Genomic DNA, 22,756 nt, shown 5'->3' on the forward strand with positions numbered 1-22,756 from the left:
CTGCCCTTACGAAGGAAATTTGATAAACTGAAGGGCGAGGCATTCAGCCCCGGCCTTCAGGGCGGTTTAACGCCAGCTCATACCCCGGTCAGACAAGTGTCTTTGAACCCGACCCGGATAATCAGAAACAATGGCATCCACACGCAGGTCGATCATCTTGGCAATGTCTACAGGGTCATTGACCGTCCAAACCGCAACGCAAAGGCCCAAATCCTTGGCCAGTTCGACGTTTTCGGCAGTTACATCTGCATAATACGGGCACCACAGTGAGCCGCCCGCTTGCTTGACCAATAGCGGAATTTCGCCTTTGCGGCCTCGAAAATCCGGGCAGACTGCTTTTGAAGAATCCTCCCCTACATCCTCGGCGTTTTCGGGAAGTTGGGTCAGATAAGAAGATGGCATATCAGGCGCTTGCCGCTGACATTCTTCCAACAGATTCCAGTCGAAACTGTGCAGCACGGCGCGCGACGACAGGGCCCTGGAACGGACCTCTTGCAGGACAAGGCGGACAAACTTCTCTCTGTAGCGCGCGTCATGAGCCAAATCGGGGTCCGACTTCAGCTCGAGCATCAGACAGGCATCGCTATGTTGGGGGTCACTCACTAGATCCAGCAGGTCAAGCAGCCTTGGAACGCGAACGCCATCCATTTGTGCCTGATCAGGAAAACGCCGACCATAGGCAGAATTCCCATCCAACCGCCCAACATCGAACTTCTGAATCTGCTCGAACGTCAGGGTTGAAACCTTCGGCTCTTCCCCGGTCAGAAACTGGCCGTCAACATCGCGAAAACTGGGGGCGTGCAGCCGGTGATTATGGGTTATGACAGGGATGTCGTCAGCCGTGAGGACAACATCAAACTCCAGAAGCGGCACGCCAATGGAGAGCGGAAAGTCGAAGCCAATCATGCTGTTTTCAGGCAACACACCTCGCGCACCCCGGTGGCCTACGATGCGGATCAGGTTGTCGCCCCCCCGGAAAGCCTCGACCTGAGGGAATGCCATCAGCCTTCCAGCCTTTCACCGGTAGATCGGTCAAACAGATGCAAATGGTTTGAGGACACAGAAAACCGCATGTTCGGATGTCGGCCTTCAATCGGATGCACACCCGGAAGGCTGATCGTGATCGGATCGCCCGAGCCGGACAGTTGACCGTGCAACAGCGTGTTTGCCCCCAATGGCTCTGCCATCTGAATCATGGCCTCAATCGGGCCATTGTCATCCAGCAATAGATGCTCGGGTCGTACCCCCAGTTTAAAGGCAGTATCAGGGCCCGGCGACGAACCAACCGCGACCTCACCAATCATGGCGGTTCCGTTCTCGCGTCGGGCTTCAAAGACATTCATCGCGGGGCTGCCGATGAACTGCGCCGCAAACAGGGTTCTTGGTGTTTCGTATACCTCTAGCGGTGTGCCAACCTGTTCGGCGATACCGCCGTTCATGACGATCATCCTGTCGGCCATTGTCATGGCTTCAACCTGATCGTGTGTTACATAAAGCGACGTGATCCCCAGTTTTTCCTGGAGCTCACGAATCTCAAGCCGCATCTGCACGCGAAGCTTGGCGTCCAGGTTCGAAAGAGGCTCGTCAAACAGGAAGACCGCAGGTTCACGGACAATCGCGCGACCCATAGCCACCCTCTGACGTTGGCCGCCTGACAATTGTCTGGGTTTGCGGTCCAGCAATGGTTCAAGCTGCAATAGCCTGGCCGCCTCGGTCACTTTTTGATCGATCTGGGCCTTGGGCAACCCTGCAATCTTCAGGCCATAGCCCATGTTCTGCCGGACCGACATATGCGGGTAGAGCGCATAGTTCTGGAACACCATGGCAATGTCGCGATCCATCGGCTCTTTTTCGTTGGCCCGTTCCTCACCAATCCGGATTTCACCCGAGGTCACGGTCTCAAGCCCTGCCACCATCCGCAGCAGCGTGGATTTCCCACAACCCGAAGGGCCGACGATGACAATGAACTCGCCATCTTCGATTTGGATGTCGATGCCATGTATGACATCTGTCGGGCCAAAGCTCTTTTTGACATTCTCCAGAGTTACTGTTGCCATTTCTTATTTCTCGCTATCGACAAGGCCGCGGACAAAAAGCTTTTGCATTGACACCACCACGATGACTGGCGGGATCATTGCCAGAATGGAGGTCGCCATGATGACCGGCCAATCTGCCACATCATCGCCAGACGGGAACATCTGCTTGATGCCCATCACAATGGTGTTCATTTCAGGGTCGGTGGTGATAAGCAGCGGCCACAGATACTGGTTCCACCCATAGATAAACAGGATGACGAACAGTGCCGCAATGTTTGTCCGGCTCATCGGAACGACGATGTCGATGAAAAACCGCATTGGCCGGGCACCATCCACACGCGCAGCTTCGGCCAGCTCGTCCGGAATTGTCAGAAAGAACTGACGGAACAGGAAGGTCGCCGTGGCCGAGGCGATCAGGGGAAAGATCAGCCCGTAGTAGCTATTGAGCATTCCGAACCCGGCCACGACCTCAAATGTCGGTACGATCCGCACTTCGACCGGCAGCATAAGGGTCAGAAAGATCAGCCAAAAGAACGTTGTTCGACCGGGAAAACGAAAATAGACGATTGCAAATGCCGACAGCAGTGAAATGACGATCTTGCCCACTGCAATCCCGATGGCCATCACAAGGCTGTTGAACAGCATCGTTGCGACGGGGACATTCACGCCGGAAAACAGGGCTGCCTTGTAGTTCTCCCAGAACTGATCACCCGGCAAAAGCGGCATGGGTGGTGATACAACTTCCGGCTGGGTAACGGTTGAGGCGACAAACGCCAGCCAGATCGGAAAGAAGATGACCAGAACGCCAAGGATCATCAGGGCATGCGTCAGCCAGATACCCGCTCCGCGCTTTTCGACCATTCCGTGCTGCTGGGCTGCCATCAGTAATGCACCCTCTTTTCCACGTATTTGAACTGAATGACGGTCAGCAGGCCGACGACAATCAGCAAAATGACCGATTGCGCCGAAGACGAGCCCAGATCCTGACCGACGAACCCGTCTGAAAAGACCTTGTAGACCAGTATGGTCGTGGCCTGCTGCGGCCCGCCGCCGGTGATTGTGTGGATTACGCCAAAAGTTTCAAAGAACGCGTAAACCACATTCACAACAAGCAGGAAGAACGCTGTAGGTGACAGCAACGGCAGGACAATCGTGAAAAACCTGCGCCAGAATCGTGCGCCATCGATCGCGGCGGCCTCGATGACCGACCTCGGAACCGACTGGAGTGCGGCGAAGAAGAACAAAAAGTTATAACTGATGCGCCCCCAGGCCGAAGCGACAACCACAAGCCCCATCGCTTCGGTGCCATTCAAGACGTGGTTCCAGTCATAGCCCAGCTGTCCAAGATACCACGACACGACACCGACGCGCGTGTTGAACATGAACAGCCAGAGTACACCCGCAACCGCCGGTGCGACTGCATAAGGCCAAATCAACAGAGTCCGATAAGCTCCGGATCCTTTGATCAGCCGATCTGCAATGACTGCCAGAAACAGGGCCGGGATCATGGAGCAGAGCGTAACAAGCGTCGAAAACACCGCCGTGGTTACAAAGGATGCGCGATAAAACTTGTCGCTCAGCAGAAATTCAAAATTGCCCAGACCGACGAACTTGGACGACAACCCGAACGGATCTGGGATGAACAGCGACTGCCATACAGCTTGTGCAGCGGGATAGAAGAAGAATACGGCTGAAATGACGACCTGTGGGGCGATCAGTGCCAATGGCAACAGCCAGCCGCGAAAAGTGACGCGTTTTTCCATCCTGATGACCCGCCGAGAAAAGTGGATGCGGGCTCTGCCGAGCCCGCACCGGATTTCAGAGGTTTATTGATTTGCCGATTCGAACCTGCGCAGAAGCGCGTCACCGCGTTCTTTTGCGCTGTCCATGGCTTCCTGGGCGGTTTTCTCACCGGACCAGATGGCCTCAAGCTCCTCATCGATGATACCGCGGATTTGATCGAACGACCCCAGACGCAGACCTTTCGAGTTTGCTGTCGGCTCTTTCGCGGTCATCTGGATCACAGCGATATCGGTGCCCGGGTTTTCATCATAGAAACCGGCCGCACGAGTCGCTTCACCGGCTTCTGCGGTAATCGGAAGATAGCCGGTATTCTGGTGCCATGCTGCCTGAACGTCGGACGAGGACAAGAAGCTCAGGAACTCACCAACGCCTTTATATTCTTCGGGATCATGACCTTCCATCACCCATAGGGATGCACCGCCGATGATGGTGTTTTGAGGCTCGCTTGTAACCGCTTCCCAATACGGCAGCGGGCGCACATCAAAGTCGAACTCGGCCTCGGCTTTTATCCCGGCATACCCGGCCGAGCTTTCGGTGAACAAGGCACACTCACCGGCCCTGAAGTTTGCGCCGCCTTCATTTCTGCGACCGGTATAGATGAATTTCCCATCCTTGGCCCAGTCGCCCATGGCGCTCAGGTGCGCGACCTGTACCGGGCCGTTTAGCATCAGTTCTGTGTCCAGACCGGCAAAACCATTGTCCTGCGATGCAAACGGAACGTTGTGATAGGCTGACAGGTTTTCCAGGTGAATCCAGCTTTGCCATGCCGTCACCAGCGGGCAGTCCTCGCCTCCGGCTTTGAGTTGCTCCAGCACATCGCCGACTTTTTCCCAAGTTGACAGGTCAGTATCAGGATCAACACCTGCCGCCTGCATGGCGTCGCGGTTGACCCACAAGACCGGCGTGGACGAGTTGAACGGCAGCGACAACATATCGCCGTCGGTGGTGGTGTAGTAACCCTTCACCGCGCCGATATAGGCATCGGGATCAAAAGACGCGCCACTTTCAGCCATGACTTCGTAGACCGGCTTGATCGCGCCTTTTGCCGACATCATCGTTGCGGTGCCAACTTCGAAAACCATCAGGATGTGTGGCTGTTCGCCAGCACGGAAAGCGGCAATGCCAGCGTTCAGGGTTTCTGAATAGTTGCCCTTGTGGCTTTCGACCACGACAAACTCATCCTGACCGGCGTTGAATTCTTCAACCTGCGCTTTGACAAGTTCGCCAAGGCGGCCGGTAAAGGCATGCCAGAATTGAACTTCGGTTTGTGCCATTGCCGCCAAGGGGGACAAGGCAGTTGTAACGGCAAGAGCGCCAAGCAAATTCTTTTTCATGATTCCTCCCATGCATCAGGTTTGATGCTTCGTTGAGTACCGACTGCAACGCGTATTCGACACACATGACGATTTCACGACGTTACCGTTACAGAAATATAATTCAAGCCCTACTTATTGGCAAAAAACATAATACAATGTTATAAAGCGTGAATGAAAAAGCGGAACTGGGTCTGCAATGAGACAAACTTTGAGAATTCGGCAATTGGAAGCACTCATGGCGGTGACCACCAATGGTTCGGTCACAGCAGCGGCCGCCGATTTGGGGGTGAGCCAACCAGCTGTCAGCAGGTTGCTGTCGGATCTTGAAAAATCGTTTGGATTTCAACTTTTTGATCGCCGCAAAGGGCGATTGGTGCCAACCCAGGAAGTTCGCTATCTGCAACCCAGCGTGGACCGTGTCCTGGAATTGATGAAGCAGATATCGGACGCGAGTCAGAATATCACGCAGCGTAAAGCCGGGCATATCCGCGTCGCCTGCCTGCCCGGTTTCGCCACCAGCCATCTGCCGGATGTTGTGGCAAGTTTTCTGAAAGACCGGCCAGGTGTCACCATGACGATCGAACCGGACAGGCCGGAACGGATATTGGAATGGATGGTTGGCGAACAATATGACTTTGGAATCACCGATGGCTTCAACGGTCATCCGGGGGTCGAAAGCAGAAATGTCGATGTGCGCACGGTTTGCGTATTCCCGAAAAATCACGCGCTTGAGAACCTCTCGGAGGTGACGCCATCCGATCTTGCAGATGAGAACATCATACATACGCGGCGCGACAGCGACTTTTTCGGACGGCTTTCGAAGGCATTTCAGCAGGCCAATGTTACACTCAACTCTCATATCGAAGTCCGGCAATTCACGGCGGCATGTGAATTGGCGATAAAAGGCGTTGGTGTCTCAATCGTCAGCGAACTGGACGCTGTCCATTACACAGACCGGGGGCTAAGCTACAGGCCATTCAAGCCGTTTTTGCCGCATACACTTTCGCTGGTACGCCCGGTTCTGAAGCAGCCGTCTTTGATAACACTGGAGTTCATCGAGCATTTCAGCGAAAGTCTGAATGCGTTCAGAACACTTGCGTGAGGCTGCGGTCACCGGGACGAAGGATACCTGCCCGCGTTTCCAGCCAACACTCTCCAGAAAAAGCAGGAGCAAAGAGGTCGATAGCGCCCAAAGTCGTCGTTATTGTGAGGCTCCGCGTATCTGTTCAATGGCTCGGGCGGCAAATCTTCCCGACAAAGACTCGTCTGCGGCTGCTTCCAATGCAGGCAAAGCGGGGAATGCTTTCCCGCCGATTTCACCCAAGGCGTTGGCGGCTTCTTTTCTGACAAAAACCGAAGGGCTGCCCAACAGCATGATCAGTTCCGGAACGGCTGGGGCTGCGTCAGCTCCAAAGAGCGCCAAAGACTGAGCCGCGTCACGTTGTTCCTTGGCATCTCCGCGCATCAGATCAGCTTTTAGGCTTGCAACTGTCGTGCTCGGCGGAAGCGCGGCCAATTGAAGGCCGTTTTTCAAGCGATTGTTCAAATGCTGATGCTCGCCGATCCATCGCACGATAAAGAAATAATCGCGCACCGCTTCGCCCAGAACCTTCTCGTTTTTTCCATTCTGCCATTGTTCGATCATTGCACGCGCGCTGCTTCGATCGCCATTCAAGGCCAGAACCGACGCTGCAAATGGCATCAACTCAACTGCCTGCGGGTTTCGGTCCAGCTCGGACCTAATAACGGCCTCTGCACCTTTCAGATCATTCATCGCAAACAGCGCAGCACCTTGAAATAGCGCGTAGTGGCTGGGGTATTCCGGGTCGAGGCGCATTGCAGCCTGTACAAATGCCAGCCCTTCTTCTGGCTCGCCACCCGCGATCAAGGCCCATCCCATTGTCACATGCGCTTCGGGGTCGCTTGGTTGCAGGGCAATGGCTTTCGCGGCTTCTTGTCTCGCTTCTTCTGTTCCCCGACTTACACCCTCGGCGCTGTCCCAGTCCGGAAGGTTGAGAGCGACAATTGCCCTGATGACGTGGATAAGCGAGGTGTCCTGATGCGTCAGTTCACGGTAGTATTTATAGAACAGCCCGATATGCATCTGTTCTTCAGCATTCGCAAAGCCTGACCAGTGGTGGAAGATGTGCGGTCGCAAATGTACCATAGCTAACATCGCCCAGGCGCGCGCATAATTCGGGTCCAGCTCGACAGCCCGCTCAAAATGCGGAATTGCGGCCAGATTGTCCTGTTCATTGAAGCGTGAATAAAGCGCCCATCCGCGCTGGAACGCTTCGCGCGCCTCAATCTTTTCAGTCTCTATGCTTTCGATAGCAATCCGGCTTTGCGTGTCGAGCGGGACATCCAACTCGCGCGCAATCGCCAGTACAATGTTGTTTTGCAGGTCGAAGATCTCATCGATTTCACCGTCGAAACGTTCCGCCCAGATCAATCTGCCGTTCAACGTGTCCGTCAGGCGGATGTTGACCCGAAAACCCTCTCGGCTGCGTCTAAGGCTTCCATCAACGACATAGCGAACGCCCAGTTTCTCGGCAAAACCTGCCACATCAATGTCGCGGTCCTGAAATGCAAAGGATGTGTTTCCGGCGATGACAAATAACCCTGATATGCGGGACAAGTCCGTTATCAGATCCTCGGAAACGCCATCTATCAACATCTTGTTGGACGCGTCGCTGGTGAAATTCGTCAAGGGAAGCACGGCGATCGAGGGCAGGTCCGGCAGAGGGTAAGCCATCTGTGCTTCAGAAGCGCGCAACTGACCCTTTTCCCATGTCTTTGTCCCGATATACCCGGTCGCGCCCAACACGATCAGGATTGCAGCTAGCTTCATTAAACGCGGCGCTTTCTTCGTTTTTTGCTTTACCGCCGGGGTCAACGCATCTGTTTCGACGCGGAACGCCTCAATGGGGTCCGCGATATTCTTGACGGATTGCGGGCCAATTGGCGTAAAGGCGAAGGGCACCTTGTTGCGCGCGTATCCGACAATCGCCTGCGAGGCGATAATCCCCCCAGGTTCTGCCAGCGCCTCAAGCCGTGCGGCCACGTTGACACCATCACCCAGGATGTCGTCGGCGTTTGAGACGACATCGCCGACATTCAAACCGATCCGAAAAACGATTGCGCGGTCGGGTTCGGTATCCGAGTTTCTTTTCGACAGTTCGGCCTGTATCTCGACTGCCGCGCGAACCGCATCGACTGCGCTGGGGAATTCGATCAGAAAACTATCACCGGCTGTGTTCGCAATGCGCCCTGAATACCCGGCGATCAAGGGCTCGATGACTTCAGCGCGGATCCGGCGCAGCTTGTCGATGGTGCCTTCTTCATCCAAGCCAACCAATCTTGAATAGCCTGCGATATCGGCGGCTAAGATGGCTGCTAATCGACGATTTGGCCGGCTTTCCATAGTCTCGCAGCCTACCATTTGGACATTTTTCTGGGAACCGGTTTTCAAGGTACCGGTTTTGCTCCGGTTTTTGAAATCCACCGACCTGTTATCTGGATGGCAATGGAAGCCCGGGCTTCTGGGTTTTCAGCCAAAAGCGGTCTGGGCAATCTGTCGGCTCTGCGTGTTGTCGGATTTGCATGGCGTCGCGCGTCCTTGCACAATGCGACCAACGCATGGAGGCGAAAATGATCTACGCAATCACAATTTATGGGGAACCGGGCGTGTTCGAGGCATTGCCGAAAGATCGCCAGGACGAAGTGATGTCAGGCCATCGCGCCCTGCAAGCGGTTTTGTCGGAACGCGGAGAGTTCGTGTCGATAAAACTGATGCCGCCAACGTCAGCGGTAATGGTCGAACCGGCGGCGTCCGAAGGTGCTGCCCCCCTGATCACCGATGGCCCGTTTTCCGAGACCAAGGAAAACTTCCTTGGGTTTTACGCCGCTGATTTCAAAGATCTTGAAGAAGCGTTGGAACATGCAAAACTGATCTCTTCACCGGTCGCGCGGCTGGAAGTTCGGCCTGTGGCCTGGGCCGGGGGTGCCATATCGTCGGAATAGATCATGTCAGTCTGGCTGGAGGCCACATTTGCTGAACAACGCCCGCGCGCCATTGCTGCCCTGACGCGGGTTTTTCGGGACTTGGACACCGCAGAGGAGGCCTTTGCCGACGCCTGCCTGAAAGCCTTGGCAGTTTGGCCCCAGGACGGGGCGCCTCGTGATCCATTGGCATGGCTTCTGGCCACGGCCCGGAATGCGGGTCTGGACGAATTACGCAAATCCCGGCGGCGCGCGGCAATCCTGTCGCGCCACGCAGAGGAGTTTCAACCGATGCCGGCGGAAACACCCGACCCAGACGAGATGCGGGACGATGTCCTGCGCTTGCTTTTCATCTGCTGTCATCCGGAACTGGATCGGCGGGATCAGATCGCCATTGCTTTGCGGGTGGTCGTGGGGCTGAGTGTCGATGAGATCGCCAGCGGATTTCTGGTCAAATCCAAAACCATGGAGCAGCGCATTACCCGCGCCAAAAAGAAGATCGCAAATAACCCGGTCGCCTTTGAAACGCCAAGCCCGGCTGAGAGGCAAGCCCGGTTGGGCGAAGTCTCGACAATGGTTTATCTGATGTTCAGCGAAGGGTGGTCGACCTCGGCCGGGCCACAGCAAATCAAGCTCACGCTGTGTAAAGAAGCCATCCGGCTTGCCCGCCTTCTTGTCGCATTGTTCCCTGCAATGGGCGAGCAGGCCGCATTGCTGGCGCTATTGTTGTTTCAACACGCCCGGCGCCGGGCCCGGATTGACGTGGAAGGCAAGCTTGTCGCACTCGACGATCAGAACCGCGATCTTTGGGATCGCTCGAATATCGCTGAGGCTACATCGCTGTTGCAAAAAGCCCAGCGGACTGGCCACCGCGGGGTATATATCATCCAGGCTGCAATCGCAGCGGCACATGCCTGTTCCGCCTCATCGAAAGAAACCAACTGGGCGTTGATCGAAAGTCACTATGCTGCCCTTTACGAATTACAACCGACACCGGTGATCCGGCTCAACCAGATTGCCGCAAAGGCCAAGCTATACGGCCCACACTATGCATTGAAAGCAATGAATCCGCTGTCACAGGAGTTGTCCAACTATCGTTGGTTTCACGCGATGCGAGGTGGCCTTTTGCAAGAAGCGGGGGATCATAACGACGCCATTTCCGCCTTTGAAACCGTGTTGGCGCTTTCCCCCACCGCGTTGGAATGTGACGTGATCAAAGAAAAAATCAAAATCAGTCAAAAAGAATTGGAGGGCCTGTAGGAACACACACTCCTCATACGTCCTTGGGTCAGACCCGCATGTGGCGGGCGTAACCAACGGAGGTACCCATGAGTATACTTGAGATGACGGCTGTCGGAAATTCAGGATGGATCGGGCATTCCGGGCCGGATCAGAGCAAAGCCAAGTCCTTTTACCAGGATGTGCTGGGCTGGACGATCAGCGATATGCCGATGCAGGATGGGTCCAGTTATTCAGCTGCAGTTGTGGGCGAGACCGCTATCGGAGGCTTTTCACCAATGCCAGAGGCGCGTGGAAGCTGGACGATCTTCTTCACAGTGGACGATGTGGATGCGAGTGTTGCAAAGGCCGAAGCCAAAGGCGCCAAAGTTCTTCAACCCGCGATGGATATGCCGGGTGTCGGGCGCATGGCCACGCTGAACGACCCCCAAGGTGCCCGCTTTGCATTGATCACGTATGAAAGCATGAGACCCTGAGAACTGTCTGAAAGGAGGGCGCAGATGGAACAAAATTCGCACATTGTGCAGGTTGTTGCAGCGTTATTAGACTGGGTAACCGTTCCACTGGCGATTGCTGTTGGCCTGCGTCGATTCAGGACGGTTGCCCATCCGCTATGGGATGGGGGCGACAGGTTCGTGCGCGTAATGCGGTCACATGGAAACTTCGTCGATTATATTCCGTTCACGCCATCAATCCACCGGCAGCTTGAGGCATCCAGCTGATGCCGGTGGATGAATCCCTCAACGCACGCATTCGTGACGCTTTGGCCGCGCATGTGGGCATTTCAGAAAAGCGTATGATGGGTGGCAATTGCTTTTTCTTGAACGGCAACATGCTGTGCGGGGCGCGGCGGCATAACGACGGGCTGGGCCGTTTCATGTTCCGGGTGGGCAAGGACAACGAAAGAATTGCGCTGGCGGACCCTGCGGCTCAAGAAGTGATTCACGGTGCACGCAAGCTGGGTGGTTTTATCCGCGTGGATGAGAGTGATTGCGATGACGCCGCTTTGCGGCGCTGGTTACACCTTTGTCTCGAACACGCCGCGGCCCTTCCCGCGAAAGACTGAACGGAGAAGGCAATGGCTCAGTTTGAAAGTTTCTCACCCGAAGCGCTTGGTTTTCTCAGGGATTTGCGGGCCAATAACACGAAGGAATGGTTTGCAGCCAACAAATCAACTTACGAGACCCATTTGAAGCAGGCAGGCACGCAGTTCGCGAATGACATGGCGGATGCCTTGCGTGATCTGACCGGCCAGACCCATAGCAGCAAGATTTTTCGTATTCATCGGGATGTCCGATTTTCCAAGGACAAAACACCTTACAACGCACACCTGCATATTGCGTTTATTCCAGACGGGAGTGCGGATCAGCCGCCGATGTGGTTCTTCGGTCTCTCACCCGATGATCTGGCGCTTGGCTGCGGGGTGTTTCAGTACGAAAAGGAAGCGTTGGATGCCTTCCGAACAGAGATGGCAGGCCCCAATGGGGCAGAGGTGATACAGCTTGCCGCTGAGATGCGAAAGCGTGGTTTCCGGGTCGGGGATCCTGAATTGAAACGTGTTCCCTCCGGTTTCGACAAAGATCATCCAAATGAAGAGGCATTGCGCCGCAAAGGCTTTACCGTCTGGACAGATTTGAGCAATCCTGCCTTAGCTATCGAACCAAACCTCATTGAACGAACGAAAGGTGTTTTTGGGCAACTCTTGCCGGTTTTCCAATTGCTTTCTCGGATCGAGTAACCCCTGCCTGGTTTACGGGGGGGCGGAGGTTTGACAGGCCTCACTGCCGTGCCGGTCTCAATCGCCCAATGCCTTGATAGGATCACCGTCTACAAGTGAGCTCGGAAATAAATGCGAGCTCAACTGTCGCGATGCTGTCGCGCTGAGATGTCATCGGCTTGCCGGATAAACCCAAACCTTAACCAGAGCGGCGCGCCCCCGGATTTTTTGTTCTCCGGCGTCAGTCAACCGGCTTAAGTTTGGGATTGCATCGTTGTGCCCGATGGCCTGCACCAAATCGTGGCTCACGACCAATTGCGTGTTCAGTTCTCTGGTCAGGTGCTCGATCCTGCTTGCGACATTCACATTGTCCCCAATCACGCCGTATTCCAGTCGCCGCTCGTTGCCTATGTCGCCAGCTACAACCGATCCCCAATGCAGCCCGATTCCCACACGCACCGGTTCCTTCCCGGACAACTCTCTTTCTGCGTTCCATTTGTCCAACGCTTCTATCATCTCGAATGCGCAGTTCAACGCATTGGCAGGGTCGTGTGCACTGGGCGTTGGAGTGCCAAACGTGGCCATAAGACCGTCGCCGATATACTTGTCCAAAGTGCCAGAGTTATCGAATACCGATTTACCCAACCGATCATGGTAGTCTCGTAAAAGTTCGATCACCTCGTCGGCAGTCGCGTTCTCGCAAAGCTTCGCAAACCCCATTATGTCCGCGAATAACACGGCAACGTTTTGTTGCCTACCAGCCGCAATTCCGGCTTCCAGACTGCTCAATTCGTCAAGCACGTTGGGTGAAAAATACCTCGCCAGGCTGGCTCGCTTTCTTTCGGTCGAAATGAAATTCTGAACCAGCCTGCGAGAGCGCGCGACGACGATTGCAAGCCCGGCAGACACGATCAGCACGACCATCAATTCTATGGCTGCATAGCCAAGAAACAGAAAGTTCAAGTCTCTTGCCCCGGCAAGCCAGGCTTCAACGGATTGCTCGGTCAACTCCAAGTTACTGCGTACGTCAGGCTGACTCAGAAACCATGCCCACATCCCGAGGCGGGACACAATGATGCTGACACCGCACCAAACCACAAGGGAAGGCCGAAAACTGAAAGATGTCTGCATCAGAAATAGGAAGAAAAACAAAAACCGCGCCGTGTCCATCGCTATGGCGGGTGGCAAGGGGCTGTCGATATATGGTGATCCCAAGGTAAAAACGGCTGCAAGCGAAACACAATCTAACGTAACGAACACATACGGAAGACCACGCCCGCCGCGACGCGTGTAGGCAGCGACAAACTGCAAACCTCCCAGTAAAATAAAGAAAAAAATTTCCAGAAGATTGAAGTAATAAGCCGGTCCTGTTTCCGGGCTGTCGATCGCCTGCCAAAGAAGAACAACGGCCAATGCAAGTGTTCGGACTTTAGCTGCCAGCAATGTCCCTTGACGCTCTTCTTCGGCGAACGCCACATTGCTGCGCGATTGTATTCTGGTTTGTACGGTATCGGACATTTGCCGGATATCTTAAACGGCCTTTGCTAATTCGCTAAGCCATTCCTGTTGTGTGGTGAAACCTGAAAAAACCAGTTCGGCTTGGGCTTAAATTTGCTGATCGTCTCTCGTCTGATCGAGTTGTTAGTCACCGCATCACTTGCCGGTAGTAAACGTGAAGGTCATGTATCCGCGAAACAAGTAATTCTTTGGAAAGGCAATACGCCCCAACCTTCATTTGAGCACTTAACCTAACCCTTTCCCAACCTGTCGAGCACATTGCGGGTGATCTGTTCTACCTGCTCGTCCCGGCGGATCAGCCCGGCAACCCATTCGCAGGTTGCGGCTGTAAAGATCTGACCCTTGCCGCGACGCCACGAGATGATCATCCCATTGCCACGTTTACAGGTGTCGAGCGTCTCGGGCGTGACTTCGCCGAACAGCACCTGCGCCTTGAACCGCGCATCGTCGGCACCGATGTAGAGCGTTTCACCCCAGACCCCGTGATCTGCCTCGATATTGGTGGCAAGCCCCATGGCAAGTATCTCGATCTCTGGAACAGCGCCGTCGGTACAGGTGGGAAATGGCAGACCGTCTTCGAAACGGTAATCCAGACCATCGACCTCATAGCCAAAAATCCGGGCGTGCGCGCCTAAAATGTCGCCATAGCCGACCCCGACTCCGTCAAATGCCCAATGGTCGGGGCGGTAGACCGTAAAGCCGCCTGCGCCGCCGCCAACGCAATTCCCTAGACCGGCGTAAACACCGCGCAGAGCGTTAACTCCGAATGTCAAGGCACCCGGGCGGTCAACTGGTGCGACCTCGAAGGCACCCGAGAAGAGGTGCTCTTGTTCGGTGCCCATAAGCGGGTCCTGATCCGCGATATACTTGTAACAGATCTGCGTGTGACCCTCGTCTTCGATCCGGGTCTGCCACAGGAAGTTTCCGGCAAACCGTGCAACGTTGCCACCGCCATCGACATAGGCGTCAACAGCATCACGCATAATCGCGCTCCAGTTTTCGTCATGGCCGACAAACACGGCACAGGCATACTGGCCAAGCAGCTTCGGGTCGTGCTCAAGATCATGCAGCGCGATCACGTCGAAATCATAGCCTTCCCCCTCGGCCCAACGGGCGAAATGGCGTTCATAGCTGGCCCACCCAGCCGAGGCGTATTTCTTGGAATAGCCATAAGCGTAAGCCCATTCCATATAGGGGTAGCGCACCATTTCGCCCGGTCTGGTCAGCTTTTCCCGCAGCGCCCGCGGGGCGCCTTCAGGCAGCCTGCAAAACCCGCGCGACCAGGGTCGCTGGGTCGAAAGAACCGGGGAAAAGGCGTTACCTTCGGGACCGGTGATGCCTTCGTAATGGTTCGAGCCGCCCCAGCAGTTATAAGCCAGCCATGTGCCGGTGGCACAAACCAGAACATAGAGTGATGGCGTGGCATCAGGGGCGCTTCTTACAAGGATGATGTGATGCTCTTCGACCATCTCGTCGCCACTGCGGGCGCGGAAGGTGACAAGGTAGCCGCCAGGCGCCCAGTCTTCGGGAATGCAAAAACCATAGGCCTCGGGCCAGCCACAACCCTTGACCGAGCAATCCTCCGGCGTGGGGTGATACACCCCCGGCTAGCCCGTCTCGGTCAGGAGTGGTTGATAGACCAGCCCGTCGCGACCGATCTCAAGATCCCATTCACGCGCCGTGGTCGACACATGAAGTACCACGCGATCTCCGGGGGCATAGCTCATCTTTGGGGTATATCCCCAGATCTCGAGAACCGCAGCATTTCGGGACGGGCCGATGTAATAATGATCTAGGATATGGCGCGCCTTGGCGCGGGTGCGTGGCGTGATTGCCGGTCCGAACTTGTTTTGGGTCATGTGTCTATTCCGGCAGATATTTTTCCGACCAGCTCTCAGCTGCCACGGCTTTTTCGATCATACTATGTATCTCGGTGTCACCATAACCCAGACGCGCAAGGATTTCGCGCTTGTCTTGTCCGTATTTTGGCGCCGGGCCGGGCAAGGTTATCCTGGCATTCTGCGGTCGCACCGCATTGGGGGCAACCAGATCAACCCAGCGCCCCATCGGGTGCCGGTCATGTCGCACGGCGCGGAAGGTTGCATTGCGGATGTCGATAGCGCCTGCGCTTTCAGCTTGAAGGCCCGCGTCGCGGGTGTCGTGCAGCGAACCGAGGCGGGTCACACCCACCGAGCTCCCAGCGAAAGCCTGAGCACTGGTTTTTGCGCGAAACGCTCGGACAGAGCAGAGTCCAGATCAGTATCGTCCAAGCCGGCAAGTTCGGACAGGTCAGGCACGCGTGCCAAGGCGGCGTGACGCTCGGTCGGTGCGGCTAAGAACATCCAGCCGTCGGACGCGGCATAGCAGCGATAGAACGGCCCCCAACCAAGCGTTTTACGCCCCGAAGGTTCGTCAAACGGCGCGCGTGTCGAAATCATACATGAACTGCGCTTGAATCAACTCTCTTGCGGCGGCTAGCGACGCGCGGGCGATGCCACCCTTGCCTGTCATTCTAAGCCGCTCCAGCGCGGCGCCCAGCGCCACGCAGGCGCAATGCCCCGTCAATGCATCAATCGTGCCAAAATGGGCGTGTTCCTCGGGCGTTTCCGGCCCGCCGCCAAAGCGGGTCATCGCGCCGGTCGCGGCCTGTGCGAGATCGTCATAACCCAGATGATCCGATTTTGGTCCCCGACGCGGCCCGCCCCAGGCATCAAGCTGCACAACGATGAGACGCGGGTTAACCTCGGTCAGCCGGGCTTCACTCAGCCCCAAGCTTTCTCGTTGCTGGTCTGTTCCGTTCATTGTGATTACGTCTGCTTCAGCGACCATTTGCCAAAAAACGTGCTGCCCGCCCTCCGAACGCAGATCGAGCAAGATGCTCTTCTTGCCGCGCTGAGCATGCAGGCCAAAAAACACCGCGTTCCACGGATCGACCGAAGGTCGTACCGGCTGTACCAGTGTGACCTGCGCCCCAAAACGGGCCAATGTCGACCCGATGGTCGGCCCGGCGATGACGTTGGTCAGATCCAGAACCTTGAGCCCATCAAGCCAATCGCCTTGCCCTTCTCCAACGCTGAAATTTCGGGTTGGTTCCGCGAAAACACGGGCAAGCTCGCTGCGATATCCATCCACTTAAGGGCCAGCGGTTTTGGTCATCACACCCGGATCGTCGGCCAGCCAAGCCACATTGCCCATCTGACGCATCCGCCCGTGGCGGGGGTCATCAAGTACGGCCACCAGCCCCGAAGTGACTGCATGGTCGTCGGCCAGCCATTCGGCAGTGCTGCGCTGCGCCGTGGCCGGAGCCTTGGCCCGCTGATGCAGGGCGCAACCGTGATTGCAGCGGATACAGGAGCATCGGTGCTGGCGCGGGGCGGGTTTCTGAACCACCGGAAGGCGACGTTACACCGGCAGCTTCTTGAGGAGTTTGCAGAGGAGTTTCCCGAAACCCATGTCCTCTTTGACCGTTATGTTCAGGATGGCCGTTTCTGGACATGCAGCAGCGCCGCAGCGGCCCTAGACCTGATGCCGCACTTTATCCGGAGCAGGTTTGGCCCATCAGTTGCCTTTGACGCCGCGGCGATGTTCCTGCATGACAATTCCAGGCGGCATGGTGCCTCTTATCCAGATCAGGCGCTGTCGTCAGCGGTGACGCCAAAACTCAAACGGATTGTCGCATTGGTGTCCGGAGCACTCGAAACACCGCAGCCGGTCTCTGCCCTTGCAAAACAGGTTCATATGTCCGAACGCTCCTTGCGCCGTCTGTTCTGGACGGAGCTTCAGACAACACCGGGGCGGTATTATCTGCTTATACGACTGGCACGCGCCCGCGAAATGTTTCTCTACAGTGATCTTGCGCCTGGGGAAATCGCTCTGCGTTGCGGTTTTGCGAATACGACCACTCTTATCCGCAGCCTGCGTAAAAAACTCCCCACACGATCCAAAGATGTGGCCCGGAAGAGGTGGATGATTGAAGGTTCTGCCAAACGACGCGTGCAAGTTTTCGAAGCGGGAGAAGGGGATTCTAACAGCTGATCGGCGGCCGGGGTATTCGGTCACATATGAATAAATCAATCGTCCCAGAGGCATTATGACATCGCCCTTGAACATTATCCCAAACCGGTTTGGCTCAATTACTCAACAGATCTCCGAAAGAGGGCCAGACTTGTTGCCAGCAGGACAGCGCCCAGCAAAGCCATCCAGATGAACTCTGGCCAAACTGTTTCGAGACCGGCACCCTTGAACACAATTGCCTGACTGGCGGCCATATAGTGACGAGACGGCAATAGCAGCGTCCCGACCTGCAACCAGTCTGGCTGCCCTTCAACCGGCGTCTCTCCTCCGGACAGCATCAGCATGGGAAGGACGATCAGCATGACCAAAAGCGCAAACTGCGCCATCGAACGCGCAATCGTAGCGAGAAAAACCCCGAGTGCGGTTGCGGTGAACAGAAACAGGGCAGTGCCAAACAGGAACAGTCCTTTTGACCCCGAGATTTCAATTCCCAGCGCACCCTGCATGACAAAGGTCAGCGACAGGCTGGCCGCGATCAGGACAATTGCAGCATTGGCCCAGATTTTGGCTGCTGCAATGTCAAACGGGGTCAGCGGCATTGCCAGCAGATGCTCGATCGTCCCGTGCTCCCTCTCTCGGATCATGGCAGCGCCGGTCAGAATGGTGGTAAGCCACATGATCTGTCCGATCAGGGCAACGATCCCGGCAAAACGCACGGTATCACGGTTGGGGTTGAAAGCGCTTCTTAGGATGACATCGACCAGCGGTGGATCTACAAGATCGACACCGATCGCAAAGCGGCGAATTTCGGCACCCAAAATATTGGTGATATAGCTGGCACCGATCCCGGCCTGCTCCATCGCCGTGGCGTCGATCAGAACTTGGATTTCAGGCTTGCGCCTTGCCCTTAGGTCTTTCTCGAATCCCGGTGGAACAACAACTATGAAGATGAATTCTCCGGCGTCCATTTGCGCTGGACCGCTACCTGGTTCGATTTGTACGACCGGCTGGAACTCGGGTGGAAAATATGCTGTGGCAAGCGCTCGGGACAGTGGAGAATTGTCCTCATCAGAAAATGCAATCGACGCGTTGTTGACCGAGGTCGCTACGCCGGTTGCCTCCATCATGGGTGCCAGCGTGAAAGACCAGACCAACAGCGCCATCATCACCCAGTCCCGACGCAGGCTCATCACTTCTTTCAGGCCAAGCCAGAATATGCAGGACAATCGCTGCATTCACTTCTCCTGCGCGCGAAGGCAAAGCGCGGCGATCAGTGTCAACGCCGGTCCAAAGCAGGCCAGTGCCAAAATGTCCGGTGCGAGCGCCTCCCATCCAAGCCCTTTGGTGAAGGCCCCGACATTGAGGTGCAGAAAGTAGGATGAGGGCCAGAGAGAGCCGATAAGCTGCGCACCATCCTCAAGCGTTGATACGGGCTGCAAAAGACCCGAGAACTGGATGGTAGGCACGACCGAAGCGATAGCAGTGGCAAAAGTCGCTGCCACCTGGCTCGATGTCATGGTTGCGATCAGCAATCCATAAGACGTCGTCGCCCAAACATACAAAAACGCACCCAATGCCAAAGGCAGGGGATCGCCCTTAAGCGGCACATCGAAGACAAAAATAATCATTGCGGCCAGCAACAGGAAATTCACGTAGGCAATCATGATATAGGGTATCTGTTTGCCGATCAGGAACTCGAGCCGCGTTGTCGGTGTTACGTAGAAATTGACGACCGAGCCCAGCTCGCGCTCTCGTGCGACGCTGACCGCAGCCAACACGGCAGGCAGCATGATCAGCAGGATGGCGGGCATGGCCGGGGCCATCGCGGCAATGCTCTCAAAGCTCTGGTTATAGCGAAACCGGGGTTCAATACGGGCGATCTCAACCGCGTGTTCGCCTGTGGTCCTCGCCTGCCCGTCAAGAAACGACTGGTGCAGCCCGGCGACATACCCCTCGACTGTTTCCCCTTTGAAGGGGATCGCGCCATCAACGGTTGCCAGCACTTGGGTAGGTTCACCTGTGCGCAACTTGCGCCCGAAATCAGGTGGCAACTCGATCACCATTGAAACGTCCCCTGCCTGCAACCGTCTGCGCCCTTCTGTGGCGCTGATCAAAGGCGGCGTTTGCTTGAAATAAGGCGATCCCGAAATTTCTTCCGTGTAGGCCCTGCTTTCCGGGCTCTGAGACAAGTCCAGAACGGCAAACTCAAGATCTTCTATGTCGAGTGATATGCCAAAGCAGAACACCAGCATCAAAATCGCCGAGCCAAGAAATGCAAATGCCAGACGAACGGGATCGCGGACCACTTCAACCGCTTCGCGTCGTGTGTAAGTCAGGGCACGACCGATACCTTGTCCGGTGACCTTGGTCTTGGTGACAAAGTCAACTTTGGGTGCCACGACAGGTGCAGGTTTTTCTGCGGCCTCCAAAACTGAAATGAAAGCTTCCTCAAGGCTGCCGGTGCCTTCTGCGGCGATCAGGTCCGCGGGCGTACCTTCCGCCAGAACACGGCCCGCATGCATGAATGATACGCGGTCGCAGCGCTCTGCCTCGGCCATGAAATGGGTGGAGACAAAGATCGTCACCAAGTCCTTGCGCGAAAGTTCGATCAGCAAAGCCCAAAAGACATCGCGTGCTTCGGGGTCCACACCCGAGGTTGGTTCATCAAGAATGAGAACTCGGGGACGATGGATAACCGCCACCGCCAATGACAAACGTTGTTTGATTCCAAGAGGCAGCGCGGCAGCTAGTGTGTCGCGATGGGCCGTCAGACCAAAACGTTCGGTCAATTCCGATATGCGCTCCTCTCGATCAGGGATTGCAAATATCCGGGCATGAAGCTGTAGGTTCTGATGAACTGACAACTCGCCATAGAGCGAAAAAGCCTGGCTCATGTATCCGATGTCGCGACGCATCTTGCGATCACGTGCATCAACCGGGTTGCCAAACAACAATGCCTCTCCGGAACTGACTGGCAACAGGCCGGTCAACATCTTCATCGTGGTGGATTTGCCACAACCGTTTGACCCAAGAAAACCGAATATCTCTCCGCGATGGATCGAGAAATCGACACTGTCGACAGCGGTGAAATCCCCGAACCGACGTGTCAGGCCTCGGGCAGAAATCACAGGGTTCGGGTTGACCTGCCGAACAGGTGTTTGTTCCGACGCCAATCCAAAACCATCGTGTGACCGCAAGCGCCGGTATGCGGTTTCGAGATCCCGGTCCTGCCCTTTCAGTTCAGCAGGTTTGCCTTGAAAGATGACGCGACCTCCGTCCATTGCAACAATTCGGTCAAAGCTTTCCGCCTCCTCCATGTAAGCAGTGGACACAAGGACGGACAGTCTGGGATGCTCTGCCCGAATGGCATTAATCAATGCCCAGAATTGACGGCGTGAGAGTGGATCGACACCGGTTGTCGGTTCATCCAAAACCAGCAACTTCGGATCATGTATCAGAGCACAGCACAGGCCGAGCTTTTGCTTCATCCCGCCCGAAAGCTTGCCCATAAGCCGGTCTTCAAACGGCGACAGCCCTGTCGCCGACAACAGCGCATTGATCCGGATGTCACATTCTTCTTGCCCTTGGCCAAAAAGCCCCGAAAAGAACTCAAGGTTCTCGCGTACTGACAACTCAGAATAAAGGTTTCGACCCAAGCCCTGTGGCATGAAGGCAATGGCCGGGCAGATAAGGCGTCGGTGCGCGGCGTCGTCGATCAAGCCACCTAGAACATTGATTGATCCGGTTTGCAGTTTCTTTGCACCGGTGATCAACCCCAGCAGGGTCGACTTTCCCACCCCATCCGGTCCGATGAAGCCGACCAGCTGGCCCCTGGGAAGATCAAGCGAAACCGACTGCAACGCGACATCGCTGCGATACCGGTGCGTGACACCCGTGATGCGAATCTCAATGTCGGCCTCTGGCGTCATTCGAACAGCTCGGGCGGGATACCCTGTTCCAACGCCTCTGGCCACGCAAGGTTTGGATCGATCCGGATCACGGCAACACCGCGAAGCCCGGTTTTGACGTGCTCAATCCGGCGTTGGACCAGATTCTCGGGGATGCGCACACGGACGCGGAACACCAGTTGTTCGCGTTCATCCAAAGTCTCGACCTGCTTGGGTGTGAATTGTGCTTCAGGAGAGACAAAGGTTACAAAGGCTGGAATGGAATAGTCCGGCAGGGCGTCAAGAATGATGCGAGCTTCGGCACCAATAGGCAGCAATCCGGCTTCGCGCGCAGGCAGGAACACCTCCATATACACATTCTCAAGGCTGAGCAGGGTCAGGATTGGTTCACCCGCGGCAACGACCTCGCCAGGTTCTGCCAGCCGATAAAGCACACGCCCACGTGTCGGAGCCAAAAGCGAGCTGTCTTCGATCAGTGCCTCAATACGGCGCACTTCGGCCTCGGCGGCAGCAATCTGACTTTCTGCGGTTGCCACACGTGCCTGTGCGGCGCCCAGAACCGCCGCAGCAACCTGGTGTATGGTTTCGCGTTCTTCGAAAACCGTTTCAGAGATATTCTGCCCAGTCAGAAGCGCCGTTGCGCGCTGAAGCTCCTGCGCGGCCCGGCGCAGTTCGCTTTTCCGCTGCACAACAAGTGCCTCCGCTTCCACTTTGGTCTGATGTGCCAGCGCCACTTCGGCCTTGGCACGATCTAGCGTGGCGGACAACTCATCATTGTCCATTTCCGCCAGCACGTCTCCGGTGGCGACCATGCCGCCTTCAACTGCCATGACGCTTTCGACACGTCCGGCTAAGGTCGGCGCAATTTCAATCTGTTCCGCCTCAATTCGACCATTCCCCTGCGCAAATCCATCAGGCAACTGGTTCCCGTTTTCAGAGACCAGGGAATAGACCACCACGCCCACCATCGCGAGCGCAGCCAAAGCAAGAAAAATCAATGAGTTTTTCTTCATTTTCCACCGCCTGAAAACTCGCTGCGGGTATTCCTCTATACTGCTGCTGAGCCTTGGGCTTTGCTTTGGATCAAGCCAACGACGTCAGGGCAAAGAAAGACTCTGCGACCCTGTCCCGGACATGTTCAGCCTTTGTGACCTGAAACTTTACCACAAAAGAGAAACAACATGGCATGCAAACCAACCCTGG

The 22,756-nt window shown here is 55.9% G+C and carries 23 protein-coding genes; 8 read left to right on the forward strand and 15 right to left on the reverse strand.

Translation table 11 applies throughout. From position 1 onward, the window contains the following. Nucleotides 1-66: 66 nt before the first annotated feature. From AC2FLU_RS12295 to ugpB, 5 genes are all read right to left on the reverse strand, one after another. Entirely contained in the window at nt 67-1,002 is a 936-nt protein-coding gene (locus AC2FLU_RS12295; protein WP_480554787.1) for a glycerophosphodiester phosphodiesterase family protein, read from the reverse strand. Next, on the reverse strand, nt 1,002-2,057 hold the full coding sequence (gene ugpC, locus AC2FLU_RS12300) for a sn-glycerol-3-phosphate ABC transporter ATP-binding protein UgpC (protein ID WP_480624180.1): 1,056 nt from the start codon (nt 2,055-2,057) through the stop codon (nt 1,002-1,004). Before ugpC ends, AC2FLU_RS12295 begins: the two co-directional genes overlap by 1 nt. 3 nt (nt 2,058-2,060) lie before the next feature. Then, on the reverse strand, nt 2,061-2,897 hold the full coding sequence (ugpE, locus tag AC2FLU_RS12305; RefSeq protein WP_267365578.1) for a sn-glycerol-3-phosphate ABC transporter permease UgpE: 837 nt from the start codon (nt 2,895-2,897) through the stop codon (nt 2,061-2,063). 20 nt (nt 2,898-2,917) lie between these two features. Beyond that, nucleotides 2,918-3,799 carry a sn-glycerol-3-phosphate ABC transporter permease UgpA gene (ugpA, locus tag AC2FLU_RS12310; protein WP_209505975.1) on the reverse strand — a complete coding sequence of 294 codons (882 nt, stop codon included), beginning with the start codon at nt 3,797-3,799 and terminating at the stop codon, nt 2,918-2,920. 63 nt (nt 3,800-3,862) lie between these two features. Continuing rightward, complete coding sequence (ugpB, locus tag AC2FLU_RS12315) at nt 3,863-5,173, reverse strand: sn-glycerol-3-phosphate ABC transporter substrate-binding protein UgpB (RefSeq protein ID WP_480914603.1); 1,311 nt, start codon at nt 5,171-5,173, stop codon at nt 3,863-3,865. Nucleotides 5,174-5,351: 178 nt separating this feature from the next. On the opposite strand from ugpB, the gene AC2FLU_RS12320 reads away from it, so the two are divergent. After that, nucleotides 5,352-6,257 carry a LysR substrate-binding domain-containing protein gene (locus tag AC2FLU_RS12320; protein WP_209598847.1) on the forward strand — a complete coding sequence of 302 codons (906 nt, stop codon included), beginning with the start codon at nt 5,352-5,354 and terminating at the stop codon, nt 6,255-6,257. Between the two features lie 99 nt (nt 6,258-6,356). Here AC2FLU_RS12320 and AC2FLU_RS12325 read toward each other — a convergent pair whose 3' ends face one another. Continuing rightward, complete coding sequence (locus AC2FLU_RS12325) at nt 6,357-8,597, reverse strand: HEAT repeat domain-containing protein (RefSeq protein ID WP_496811994.1); 2,241 nt, start codon at nt 8,595-8,597, stop codon at nt 6,357-6,359. 209 nt (nt 8,598-8,806) lie between these two features. Between AC2FLU_RS12325 and AC2FLU_RS12330 the strand changes: the two genes are divergently transcribed. From AC2FLU_RS12330 to AC2FLU_RS12355, 6 genes are all read left to right on the forward strand, one after another. Beyond that, nucleotides 8,807-9,178 carry a YciI family protein gene (locus AC2FLU_RS12330; protein ID WP_480483831.1) on the forward strand — a complete coding sequence of 124 codons (372 nt, stop codon included), beginning with the start codon at nt 8,807-8,809 and terminating at the stop codon, nt 9,176-9,178. Between the two features lie 3 nt (nt 9,179-9,181). Next, nucleotides 9,182-10,417, forward strand: coding sequence for an RNA polymerase sigma factor (locus AC2FLU_RS12335; RefSeq protein WP_496808185.1), 1,236 nt, complete (start codon nt 9,182-9,184; stop codon nt 10,415-10,417). 68 nt (nt 10,418-10,485) lie between these two features. After that, a complete protein-coding gene (locus AC2FLU_RS12340; RefSeq protein WP_496808184.1) occupies nt 10,486-10,872 on the forward strand; it encodes a VOC family protein in 387 nt (128 codons plus the stop codon). Between the two features lie 24 nt (nt 10,873-10,896). Next, a complete protein-coding gene (locus tag AC2FLU_RS12345) occupies nt 10,897-11,118 on the forward strand; it encodes an MAPEG family protein (protein WP_480624183.1) in 222 nt (73 codons plus the stop codon). Between the two features lie 5 nt (nt 11,119-11,123). Then, a complete protein-coding gene (locus AC2FLU_RS12350) occupies nt 11,124-11,462 on the forward strand; it encodes a TfoX/Sxy family protein (protein WP_496808183.1) in 339 nt (112 codons plus the stop codon). A 12-nt stretch (nt 11,463-11,474) separates the two neighbouring features. After that, on the forward strand, nt 11,475-12,134 hold the full coding sequence (locus AC2FLU_RS12355; RefSeq protein WP_480554799.1) for a DUF2461 domain-containing protein: 660 nt from the start codon (nt 11,475-11,477) through the stop codon (nt 12,132-12,134). Nucleotides 12,135-12,284: 150 nt separating this feature from the next. Here the strand turns inward: AC2FLU_RS12355 and AC2FLU_RS12360 are convergent, their stop codons facing one another. The 6 genes from AC2FLU_RS12360 to AC2FLU_RS12385 all read right to left on the reverse strand — a co-directional run bounded on the left by AC2FLU_RS12360 (nt 12,285) and on the right by AC2FLU_RS12385 (nt 16,763). Next, nucleotides 12,285-13,631 carry an adenylate/guanylate cyclase domain-containing protein gene (locus AC2FLU_RS12360; protein ID WP_480519333.1) on the reverse strand — a complete coding sequence of 449 codons (1,347 nt, stop codon included), beginning with the start codon at nt 13,629-13,631 and terminating at the stop codon, nt 12,285-12,287. Between the two features lie 230 nt (nt 13,632-13,861). Beyond that, nucleotides 13,862-15,232 carry a N,N-dimethylformamidase beta subunit family domain-containing protein gene (locus tag AC2FLU_RS12365; protein WP_496808182.1) on the reverse strand — a complete coding sequence of 457 codons (1,371 nt, stop codon included), beginning with the start codon at nt 15,230-15,232 and terminating at the stop codon, nt 13,862-13,864. Between the two features lie 6 nt (nt 15,233-15,238). After that, nucleotides 15,239-15,490 carry a hypothetical protein gene (locus AC2FLU_RS12370; RefSeq protein WP_496715128.1) on the reverse strand — a complete coding sequence of 84 codons (252 nt, stop codon included), beginning with the start codon at nt 15,488-15,490 and terminating at the stop codon, nt 15,239-15,241. A gap of 4 nt (nt 15,491-15,494) precedes the next feature. Next, nucleotides 15,495-15,815, reverse strand: coding sequence for a hypothetical protein (locus tag AC2FLU_RS12375; RefSeq protein WP_496715129.1), 321 nt, complete (start codon nt 15,813-15,815; stop codon nt 15,495-15,497). Further along, a complete protein-coding gene (locus tag AC2FLU_RS12380; RefSeq protein ID WP_496715130.1) occupies nt 15,812-16,069 on the reverse strand; it encodes a hypothetical protein in 258 nt (85 codons plus the stop codon). Before AC2FLU_RS12380 ends, AC2FLU_RS12375 begins: the two co-directional genes overlap by 4 nt. Next, nucleotides 16,044-16,763 (reverse strand): CoA transferase, encoded by a 720-nt coding sequence (locus AC2FLU_RS12385; RefSeq protein ID WP_496715131.1) that lies wholly within the window; start codon nt 16,761-16,763, stop codon nt 16,044-16,046. Before AC2FLU_RS12385 ends, AC2FLU_RS12380 begins: the two co-directional genes overlap by 26 nt. A gap of 123 nt (nt 16,764-16,886) precedes the next feature. Between AC2FLU_RS12385 and AC2FLU_RS12390 the strand changes: the two genes are divergently transcribed. Beyond that, a complete protein-coding gene (locus tag AC2FLU_RS12390; protein ID WP_496808181.1) occupies nt 16,887-17,666 on the forward strand; it encodes a GlxA family transcriptional regulator in 780 nt (259 codons plus the stop codon). 98 nt (nt 17,667-17,764) lie between these two features. On the opposite strand, the gene AC2FLU_RS12395 is transcribed toward AC2FLU_RS12390, so the two are convergent. The 3 genes from AC2FLU_RS12395 to AC2FLU_RS12405 are packed head-to-tail and all read right to left on the reverse strand — an operon-like array spanning nt 17,765 to nt 22,566. Then, a complete protein-coding gene (locus tag AC2FLU_RS12395) occupies nt 17,765-18,880 on the reverse strand; it encodes an ABC transporter permease (RefSeq protein ID WP_480473994.1) in 1,116 nt (371 codons plus the stop codon). Beyond that, nucleotides 18,881-21,574 (reverse strand): ribosome-associated ATPase/putative transporter RbbA, encoded by a 2,694-nt coding sequence (gene rbbA / locus AC2FLU_RS12400; RefSeq protein WP_496808180.1) that lies wholly within the window; start codon nt 21,572-21,574, stop codon nt 18,881-18,883. It abuts the gene before it with no gap. Beyond that, the gene (locus AC2FLU_RS12405; protein ID WP_480623466.1) at nt 21,571-22,566 is read right to left on the reverse strand and encodes an HlyD family secretion protein; all 996 of its coding nucleotides are present in this window, start codon (nt 22,564-22,566) and stop codon (nt 21,571-21,573) included. The genes rbbA and AC2FLU_RS12405 overlap by 4 nt, the downstream gene beginning before the upstream one ends. Nucleotides 22,567-22,756: the final 190 nt, after the last annotated feature.

The sequence above is a fragment of the Ruegeria sp. SAZD013 genome (assembly GCF_059612525.1).